Genomic DNA, 9,762 nt, shown 5'->3' with positions numbered 1-9,762 from the left:
GCATGTATTAGGCACGCCGCCAGCGTTCGTCCTGAGCCAGGATCAAACTCTCCAATAAGATTGTTTGACTTGCTCATGTTGTCTTTATTAAAAAGACTAAAAAAGTTAAAACGTTGACGTTTAGCATTTGTTTAGTTTTCAAAGAACTTATATATGCCGTCGCAACAGCAACATTTAACACTATACCATGGCGTTTTTACCGAGTCAACATATTTTCAAACATTTTTACTATCGTTAAATGGGTAACTAGAGAAACAGTAAAATTCATCTATCCATCTACATGTTTAATGAACAGATTTTATTCCTTCTTCACCAGCTTCTAAGAATCACAAAGTAAGAAGAAAGCATCCATTCAAAGATGCCTTCCTCTACCTTCTACAATTCTATTTTACTGCAGCAATCTCCTGAATTTCACCTTGAATCTTTTCTCTCTGTCTATTAATAGCTTCAAAATCCATTGTTGAAATATAAATAGCTTCCAATTCATCGCGTAATGCTTTTGCATCCGCTAGAAAGCCAATAGCCTTTTGCATATTTGCCTTATATTTTGACTCAACTTCTTTAATTTGATCGGCAAAAATTTCATCAGTACCAGGGGCAATAACGGTTTCATACATATCAATAATTTCATCACCGTCACGGCTAGGGAAATACTCATGCGGGGCTGTACTATCAAAGATGGCAATGCCCAATTCTCTGATAATCACCATATCAAGGCTGTTTGGATCAAAGCCGCAATGATAAATTTCCAGATCAAACCCACGTGCTTCACCTTCTGCAGCGATCCTTTTCAACATCGTTGACTTGCCGGAACCCGGTCTACCTTTTATAAAATAACGCTTGTTAATTCCTGCAGTCAGATTCGGAACAAAATCAACCGCCCCTTTTGGTGTCGCAGCACCGAGGAACCGATGGCGGATGTCCGATTGTTTGTTTAATGTCATCGACCCATAAAAGGTTCCAATTAATTGATTTGTCAGCTCGTTTGCTTTATCAAAATCCATGCTTTCTATATAAATCTTTTCCCAATCATCATGAACCCGCAATGCCTTAGCGAATGTTTGATAGGCATCTTGGAAAGCCTGACTGACTTGTATGGATAATTGTTGAATCGTTTCTTTCTGCTTTGTTAAGGCCTTCGCATCCCATGCTTCACCTAAATTTACATATTCCTCGACCGCTCCCGGAAGATTTGGTTCAATGATATGCGGTGCTGTTCCATCAACAATTCCTAGCTTTAACTCAGGAAAAATGACACCGTCAATCGAATCAGGGTCTGAGGAACAATGTAAGTATTCTACGCTAAAATTCTTTTCTGACCAGTAAGCACCTATCTCCTTCATCAATGTGGATTTACCCGTCCCAGGTCCGCCTTTTAAAATATAAACTCTGTCTAGTCCTTCTAGGTTGGAGTCAAATAAGCTATAGAATCCACGGGCGGTGTTACCTCCAGCAAAATATCGAATGACCTTGCCTGCCATAGACATTTCCTCCCTGTTATCATGACTTTAAGGAACTGGGATTACCCAGCTCTGCTTTACTAGTTCAATTCGGCAGCAAAGCCTTCTGTTGGCATGCCGCCTCCACTAGTTTTGTTTGTCAGTTCTCTTTACAATATGCAGAACAGGATAAATGGGTGAAAGCCTATGCTAGCACTATTTTTTCACACAAAAAAGACCCTTTATTCGAAAAGGATCTTACGTAATCGTGCGCTTTCACTCTAGTAAATCTCATCAGTCCTCATGCCCTTTAACCACGTCAGCAAAGGCTCCATTTGTAACACCCATGAGATCCTGCGGGTTGATTTCAATTTGCACGCCAATTTTTCCGCCGCTAACGACCATTTGCTCTAACCCTTCTGCACACTTCTCTATAAACGTCGGGTACTGCTTTTTCATCCCAACCGGTGAGCAGCCGCCTCGAATGTAGCCGGTCAGTTTTTGAATATCCTTAACAGCAATCATATCGACTTTCTTTTCCTTCGCAGCCTTAGCGGCCTTTTTGAGGTCCAGCTCCTCTTCGACTGGAATGACAAAAACATAAATGCCCTTACTTGTCCCTTGTGTAACCAGTGTTTTATAAACTTCCTTTGGGTCTCTGTTTACCTTTTGCGCAACAGAAACTCCATCTATTTTTCCATCGGCAGCTTCATATGTCTTCATTCCGTAACTGATCTTTTTTGCATCCAAAATCCGCATCGCATTTGTCTTTATCTGAGCCATCCCGTTTCTCCTCACTTTTGTATACCCAGCTATTCCTGATCTTGAATGATATCCTTATGAATCCATATAGCAGCCTGTGAGCCTTCGCCCATTGCAATCGTCACCTGCTCGGAATGTGCTGCAACATCACCAGCTGCCCAAACTCTGCGAATATTTGTCATCTTTGTTCGCGGGTCACAAATCATATGTTTATTTTCCAATAACTCTACCCCCAGCTGCTTAGCAAGCTGTGACCGTACTTCATTTCCACCAAAAGCAATAAAGGCATGGTTTCCCTCAATTGTTTCCCCATTTTCTAATAAAAACCCTTCCAGCTGTGCTTCATTTGCTAATGTTTTCTTAATTCCTGCTTCTATGTATGGAATACTTTTTTCTTGAAAAAACTCCCGATCCTCTTTCGTAATAGGCTTCTGTTCATGATTAATATAGATCAGATCCGTTGTCCAATAGGACAGTGTTTTAACCATATCAACTCCTGTAGCACCGGCCCCAATCACAATTGTACGTTTTCCTTTTACTTGATATCCATCGCAGTCAGGGCACACATAGACACTAATTCCGAGGCATGGTCTCAAGGAAGGCAGCAGCTCGGGTGGAATTCGGTCCATAACGCCTGTAGCCAGCAACAGGCGTTTGCTGCTATACGTTTCTCCATTCGAAACGGTCACCTCAAAGTCCGACTCTGTCATAGCAGCAGTCTCAGCTTTCCCTTTTAAAAACTCCACACCTAATGCTTCAGCTTGCTTTCTTCCCAGCTCTCTGAGATGGTCACCGCTCACTCCATCTGGATACCCTAGTATATTATGATAGCTTCTGCACAAGCTCGAGCGCCCATCTTCAGAATCAATCACAAGTACTTTATGCATATATCTGCCTAATTGAATGGCAGCCTGTAAGCCTGCAATTCCGCCGCCAATAATAAGACAATTGTACACCATTTACCATCACTCCCAGCTAATCCACTGCCAGCTGCATAGAATGCTAGCTCGTATGATTAGCTTATCCAATTAGAGGAATCCCATGTCAGAGAACATCTTTTTCATTTATGAGATTACTGTCTTTTAAAAATAGACCCCGGCTTTGCCGCCTCTACCTTTTTTAAGCGACTTTGAACAATAATTCGGGTAAACACCTCTGACACGACGAGGCCTGCCGCAATGCCACCTGAAATGAGGAATGCTTTTGCAGCGAGCTGGATCGCAATATTATAATCATTACTGACAAAGTGACGCATCGCATCATATGCAAGGCCTCCGGGAACCAGTGGAATGATCCCCGAAACATTAAAGACGATGACCGGCTGCTTATACACCTTTGCAAAGGCTTGGCCAATACCGCCAATCATGATTGAGGCAAAAATAGAGGCGAGCTCGGCATTCATTCCATATTGAGCAAGCAGAAAGTAGAAAATCCAACCGAGCATCCCGGACAATCCACCTTGCAGCAGCTGTTTCCTCGGTACATTGAAAAGCAAACCAAAAGCAGCAGAGGCAATATAGCTTGTAACTAACTGCTGGATAATAACAGCCATTTCATCCGACTCCTCTCTATCCTTGTCGTCATTGATCCTATTCGCTGAATGTTAAATAAAGGCAACAACAACTGCAATTCCCGATCCAATCGCTAAAGCTGTCAGAAAGGCATCTGCACCCTTTGCAAGAGCAGACATTAAATGACCGTCCATTAAATCACGTACTGCATTCGTAATCAATAGCCCTGGAACGAGTGGCATAACAGATGAAATAATAATCGTGTCAATGTTCGTACCGAAGCCGCTATAGATCGCTAAAGCCGCCAGCAAACCAATAGCTAAGGAGGATACACCTTCAGCGAAAAACTTTACCTTTATGTATTTGTGTAGATAAATAAAAAGCATATGTCCAATTCCACCGGCAATCATTGCCGGAATAAAATCTCGCCAAACACCTTGAAACATAATTAAAAAGCAGCCGCTGGCAAGTGCTGCACAAAGAATTTGCAACCACAACGGGTACGATAAATCGGCTTTAGCAACCTTTTTCAATTTTGTCAAAGCCTCTTCAACCGTTAATTCTCCATTACTTATTTGCCGGGAAATACTGTTTACAATTGACACCTTTTCTAAATCGGTTGAACGCTCTGCAACCCGGACCAGCTTGGCGCGGTCTTCTCGATTGGAGGAAAAGATAATTCCAGTAGGGATGACAAAGCTCTGTGCCTCAGGAACACCAAAGGATGCTGCTATTCTCATCATTGTATCCTCGACACGACTGGTTTCCGCCCCGCTCTTGATCATAATTTCACCAGCAAGCAAACAAAGCTCTACGATTCTTGCGATTTGATTATTACTTAAGCGCATTTGTCCACCTCACTTTATGCTTTCTATCATGGTCTTTTTCATCGGTATTGTTATTCAATAGTTAACATTTATACCATAAAAAAAGCCTTGTCAACTGAAAATGACAAGACTTTTCTACTATAAATATTTTTTTAGAATACTATTATTCGAAGACAGACAATACGTCGCTTTTGCTCTTGTTTGAAATGCCTGCCCTATTAGGCTTTTAATACATCATGGTCAACATAGCGTTCACCATTTAGTTCACTGATTACATTAATTGTAACGCGGGCACCGTCACCAGCTGTTACAATGGTATGTGCACTTACTCCTGCAGCTACACCAGCAGCCCAAATTCCCTTTCTATTTGTTTCACCGTCTGCATTAACAACGATAGCTGTTTTAAATCTTGGCTCTCTGTGCTCTTTTGTTTCAATTCCTAAGCCTTCAGCAAGATTTGTTAAAGCACCTGTTGCAATAACGATATGTCCTGCTTCATATTTAGAACCGCTTTCAGTTTCAATGACAAATGAGCCTGCTTCACCAGTAATATTCGTAACTGTTTCTTCTTTGATTTCAGCGCCGAATTTTTCTGCTTGTTTTTTTCCGACTTCAAGCATGTCCGGTCCTGCAATCGCTTCAACGCTGTAATGGTTTTCCATCCAAGCTCTTGCTGTCATGCTTTTATTTGAATCAAGTAAAAGTGTTTTCTTTCCTGCCTTTGCAGCAAATAACGCCGCGCTTCCCCCTGCAGGGCCTCCACCAATAATAGCTATTTCGTACATATGTATCCACCCTTTCTTTATTGAATTAAGTCTTCTTTAACCTTAATTCTTCCCAATTAAAAAGTAAAATAAAACGCTCTATTTTCATTCGGATGTTATTGTAATGTAATTTTAGAAACCTCATAATATAGTTGATTCATTCATTCTATTATTTTAGTAAAGGAAGTCGTCTAGTTATGAGGAATCTTTTCAACAGCTATAAAGCATCTCTGATTCTATTAGGAGCAATTATCATTGGAGGGATAGCTGGACTCATTTTTGGTCCTAAAGCGGTTGTCGTTAAGCCATTCGGAGATTTATTTCTTAATTTAATGTTTACAATTATTGTCCCGCTTGTCTTTTTCAGCATCGCTTCTGCTATTGCAAATATGAATGGAATGAAACGGCTCGGAAAAATCATGGGCAGTATTTTTCTCGTGTTTCTTTTGACAGCTGCTATTTCTGCCGTCCTCGGCTTTACCGGTACAAGTATCATGAACCCGCTAGAGAATGCAGATACCTTACATATCAAGGAACTTATGGATACGATAACAGCTGAAGAACCTACCGAAGAAGTATCACTTCTCGCCCAATTGGTTAATACCTTTACCGTTGGTGATTTTCAATTCCTTTTTTCAAAAAGCAATATGCTGCAATTAATCATATTCTCACTGATCTTCGGACTCGCAACAGCTCTAGTCGGTGAAAAAGCAAAGCCTGTTTCAAACCTATTAACAGCTGGTTCAGCTGTGATGATGAAAATGGTCTCCATCCTTATGTATTATGCCCCGATTGGACTTGGCTGTTACTTCGCGGCCATTATTGGTGAGCTTGGACCGCAAATCTTAGAAGGCTATGTAAGAGCATTTGTCCTCTATTTAATTCTTTCTATTATTTATTACTTTGGTTTCTTTACCCTTTATGCCTTTATTTCGGGTGGCAGGGAAGGAATTAGCGTTTTTTGGAGAAATGCCATTACACCGTCTATTTCAGCGATTGCCACCTGCTCGAGTGCTGCATGTATCCCGATTAACCTTGCTGCAGTGAAAAAGATGGGTGTACCGAATGATATTGCCGAAACGATTATTCCACTCGGCGCCAATACTCATAAGGACGGCTCAGTGTTTGGTGGAGTCCTAAAAATTGTTTTCTTATTCAGCTTATTCGGCAGGGACATGACCAGCATTTCAAGCATTGTCAGCATCATTGGTGTTTCCTTCCTCGTTGGTGCCGTAATGGGTGCTATTCCAGGGGGAGGTATGATCGGAGAAATGCTGATTCTCAGCGTATTCGGATTCCCGCCTGAGGTACTGCCAATCATCGCTGTCATCAGTACGATTATCGATGCACCGGCAACCCTTCTTAATTCAACAGGCAACACCGTCTGCGCCATGATGGTAACCCGTCTCGTCGAAGGCAAAAACTGGCTCAAAAAAACACTACCAATTTAGGGTGTCAGGCACCACAAAAGGACAAAGTACGATACATTGTCCATCTGTGGTACCTGGCACTTTTTTCATATTTTAACAAAAAGGTGATATAGTATTACTATTAGATAATAGGAGTTGATGTCGATGAAGGATGATATGATTAAACGATTTACTTCCTATGTTAAAGTGGATACCCAGTCAAACGCAGATAATGAAAACTGTCCATCCACACCCGGGCAGCTGACACTGGCTAATATGCTGGTTGACGAGTTAAAGGCAATCGGCATGGAAGAGGTAACGATTGATGAAAACGGTTATGTCATGGCTACCCTTCCAGCTAATACAGAAAAGCAGGTTCCGACAATCGGATTTTTATCCCATGTAGATACAGCCACTGACTTTACCGGCAAAGACGTAAAGCCACAACTTGTCGAGAACTATGATGGAAACGAAATTGTATTAAATGAGTCTTTACAAATCAAGCTTACACCAGGGCAATTCCCTGAATTAGCTAATTACATAGGACATACACTTATCACAACAGATGGAACAACCCTGCTTGGCGCAGATGATAAAGCCGGAATTGCAGAAATTATGACGGCAATGGACTACCTCATTCAGCATCCTGAGATTGAGCATGGTAAGGTCCGGGTTGCTTTTACACCGGATGAGGAAATTGGCAGAGGCCCGCATAAATTTAATGTTGAAGCCTTTAACGCCTCGCATGCCTATACAGTTGACGGCGGTCCGCTAGGTGAGTTGGAATACGAAAGCTTCAATGCAGCCGCTGCTAAAATAACGTTCAAGGGCACAAACGTTCATCCTGGATCCGCTAAAGGGAAAATGGTCAATTCAACAAAGATGGCGATGGATTATAACAGCCGACTTCCAGTCAATGAAGCGCCAGAGCATACTGAAGGCTATGAAGGCTTTTATCATCTCCTTTCCTTCCATGGCGATGTTGAAGAAACGGTCCTTCATTACATCATTCGGGATCATGACCGCGAAAAGTTTGAAGCTCGGAAAGAGACCGTCGTTTCACTTGTGGATGAGATCCGTAAGCAATATGGCGAGGAACGAGTGCAGCTCGAGTTAAATGATCAATATTATAATATGGGTGAAAAAATTGAACCCGTTAAGGAAATTGTGGATGTTGCCTATCAGGCTATGGAGAATCTTGGCATCAAGCCAATCGTAAAGCCGATTCGCGGAGGAACAGATGGCTCACAGCTATCTTATATGGGACTGCCGACACCAAATATTTTTGCAGGTGGCGAGAACTTCCACGGCCGCTTTGAATACGTATCCGTAGAAAATATGGTTTTGGCGGCAAAGGTGATTGTTGAGATAATCAAGCTGACTGCAGCTGGAATTGAGAAGAAGTAACAGCTTAATCATTGCACGGGAAATAATTGTGAGATCTCTTTATTAAAAGCGTAGTCCTTCATTAATATGATGAAGGACTTTTTTATGTAGGGCTTTCGTTTTTTATCCTTAAGAAATTGGATAAAGGACATAATCCAAGCCTAGTCAAACTTATTTGTCCTTCAGAACCCTTATGAAGGACATTTCTCTGGCTCACTCACTCCTTGTTGTCCTTCAGAACCCTTATGAAGGACATTTCTTCGACTTACTCACTCCTTGTTGTCCTTCAGAACCCTTATGAAGGACATTTCTCTGGCTCACTCACTCCTTGTTGTCCTTCAGAACCCTTATGAAAGACATTTCTCCGACTTACTCACTCCTTGTTGTCCTTCAGAACCCTTATGAAAGACATCTTTCTGACTCACCCACTCCTTGTTGTCCTTCAGAACCCTTATGAAAGACATTTTCGAAGCTTACTCTCTCCTTTTATCCTTCATCAAGCACCCCAAAACGCAAAAAGGCCCCAAGTAACTCAGGAGCCTTGCACAAACCTTCTATTCATTCAAATACCGATAATAAACTAACTTCTCTACATGTGTCAGAAGATAATTAGCGATAATGCCAATCGCGATTCCAGACAGGATGCCGATAAAGGACATAACTGGTAAGTAAAGTAACACAGTCCATGTTTGAGCAATCCAGCTGGCAATCAACAGCTGCCCGACATTATGCATGATGGCGCCTGCCACACTTACTCCGATTAAACTAATCCGTGATGGTCCTAATTGTTTAACGAGAATCATTCCCAATAAGCTCAAGATTGCACCGGATGCACTGTACATAAAGGATGACAGGTTGCCGCCTAATAAAGCAGAAAGGGTAATGCGAATTAACACTACTTTTGTGACATCCTTTACCGACAGGGTGTATAGAGCCATACAAGTGATAATATTAGCCATACCTAATTTAGCCCCAGGAGCAATGGCAAAGGGAAAGGGAATGGCCCGTTCGAGTATGCTAATAATGACAGCTTGAGCCGCTAATAAGGCTATGTATACAATGCGCTGATTTTTTGTCATTTTATATACCTCAATCTATGAACTGATAATCGGTTCATCCTCGATTGCTGAACCACCGATAGATTCAATTTCTATGATAAAATTATGCGGCAGACAAACGGCCGTTTCACCAGGCTTGGAAAGAAACCCGAATTGAACACAAACCTGATCCGCACAGTTTGCTCCCTTGATACGGATCTCCTCGCCCCTTACCTCTACCGTATTATAATCTTTGTCCGAACTGAACACATCAAATACTTCATTTTTCGTATTCCCCGTTAGAGTAATCCGTTTGACTTCCTCATTGTTGACGGAAATGACCGCAACATAAACCGGAGGCTCACCTGTACCGTCACCTTGAACAGCATTGCTTTTCTCGGCCTGTTGGTAACTAAATAAAGCAGCAGGAAGAAAAGAAAGCAGCACAAGAACGAGAGTTACAATAATATCCCATCGCTTAATCATGGAGGAAAATCCCTTCAATTCTTTTCACTCCTTATCAATAATTGCTACCGTATAGTATAACCATCAGCCTGCAGTAACAAAAGATATTTATTATGTAAAGATAATAAAGCGCGAGACATAAATACCTCACGCTTTACTCTG

The 9,762-nt window shown here is 41.7% G+C and carries 10 protein-coding genes; 2 read left to right on the top strand and 8 right to left on the bottom strand.

Features of this window, described 5'->3' with window-relative positions:
- Positions 1–383: 383 nt before the first annotated feature.
- The 6 genes from ACHUFV_RS22685 to ACHUFV_RS22660 form a co-directional block, all read right to left on the bottom strand.
- Positions 384–1,481: a PRK06851 family protein gene (locus ACHUFV_RS22685; RefSeq protein WP_394238130.1), complete on the bottom strand. Its 1,098-nt coding sequence runs from the start codon at positions 1,479–1,481 to the stop codon at positions 384–386.
- Positions 1,482–1,733: 252 nt separating this feature from the next.
- Positions 1,734–2,222 (bottom strand): Cys-tRNA(Pro) deacylase, encoded by a 489-nt coding sequence (gene ybaK, locus ACHUFV_RS22680; protein ID WP_394238128.1) that lies wholly within the window; start codon positions 2,220–2,222, stop codon positions 1,734–1,736.
- Between the two features lie 29 nt (positions 2,223–2,251).
- A complete protein-coding gene (locus ACHUFV_RS22675) occupies positions 2,252–3,160 on the bottom strand; it encodes an NAD(P)/FAD-dependent oxidoreductase (protein ID WP_394238126.1) in 909 nt (302 codons plus the stop codon).
- A gap of 113 nt (positions 3,161–3,273) precedes the next feature.
- Positions 3,274–3,753: a threonine/serine exporter family protein gene (locus ACHUFV_RS22670; RefSeq protein WP_394238124.1), complete on the bottom strand. Its 480-nt coding sequence runs from the start codon at positions 3,751–3,753 to the stop codon at positions 3,274–3,276.
- 51 nt (positions 3,754–3,804) lie between these two features.
- On the bottom strand, positions 3,805–4,560 hold the full coding sequence (locus ACHUFV_RS22665) for a threonine/serine exporter family protein (RefSeq protein WP_394238122.1): 756 nt from the start codon (positions 4,558–4,560) through the stop codon (positions 3,805–3,807).
- Positions 4,561–4,757: 197 nt separating this feature from the next.
- Positions 4,758–5,324, bottom strand: coding sequence for an FAD-dependent oxidoreductase (locus ACHUFV_RS22660; RefSeq protein WP_394238120.1), 567 nt, complete (start codon positions 5,322–5,324; stop codon positions 4,758–4,760).
- A 176-nt stretch (positions 5,325–5,500) separates the two neighbouring features.
- Between ACHUFV_RS22660 and ACHUFV_RS22655 the strand changes: the two genes are divergently transcribed.
- The gene (locus tag ACHUFV_RS22655) at positions 5,501–6,754 is read left to right on the top strand and encodes a dicarboxylate/amino acid:cation symporter (RefSeq protein WP_394238118.1); all 1,254 of its coding nucleotides are present in this window, start codon (positions 5,501–5,503) and stop codon (positions 6,752–6,754) included.
- Between the two features lie 123 nt (positions 6,755–6,877).
- Positions 6,878–8,119: a peptidase T gene (gene pepT, locus ACHUFV_RS22650; RefSeq protein WP_394238116.1), complete on the top strand. Its 1,242-nt coding sequence runs from the start codon at positions 6,878–6,880 to the stop codon at positions 8,117–8,119.
- 533 nt (positions 8,120–8,652) lie between these two features.
- Here pepT and ACHUFV_RS22645 read toward each other — a convergent pair.
- Entirely contained in the window at positions 8,653–9,177 is a 525-nt protein-coding gene (locus tag ACHUFV_RS22645; RefSeq protein ID WP_394238114.1) for a Gx transporter family protein, read from the bottom strand.
- Positions 9,178–9,192: 15 nt separating this feature from the next.
- The gene (locus ACHUFV_RS22640) at positions 9,193–9,639 is read right to left on the bottom strand and encodes a NusG domain II-containing protein (protein ID WP_394238112.1); all 447 of its coding nucleotides are present in this window, start codon (positions 9,637–9,639) and stop codon (positions 9,193–9,195) included.
- Between the last annotated feature and the right edge of the window lie 123 nt (positions 9,640–9,762).

This window comes from Niallia oryzisoli (genome assembly GCF_043641075.1).
Lineage (GTDB): Bacteria > Bacillota > Bacilli > Bacillales > Cytobacillaceae > Bacillus_BD > Bacillus_BD oryzisoli_A.
Note: the sequence above shows the minus strand (reverse complement) of the source record. Positions and strands in the feature narration are given on the sequence as shown.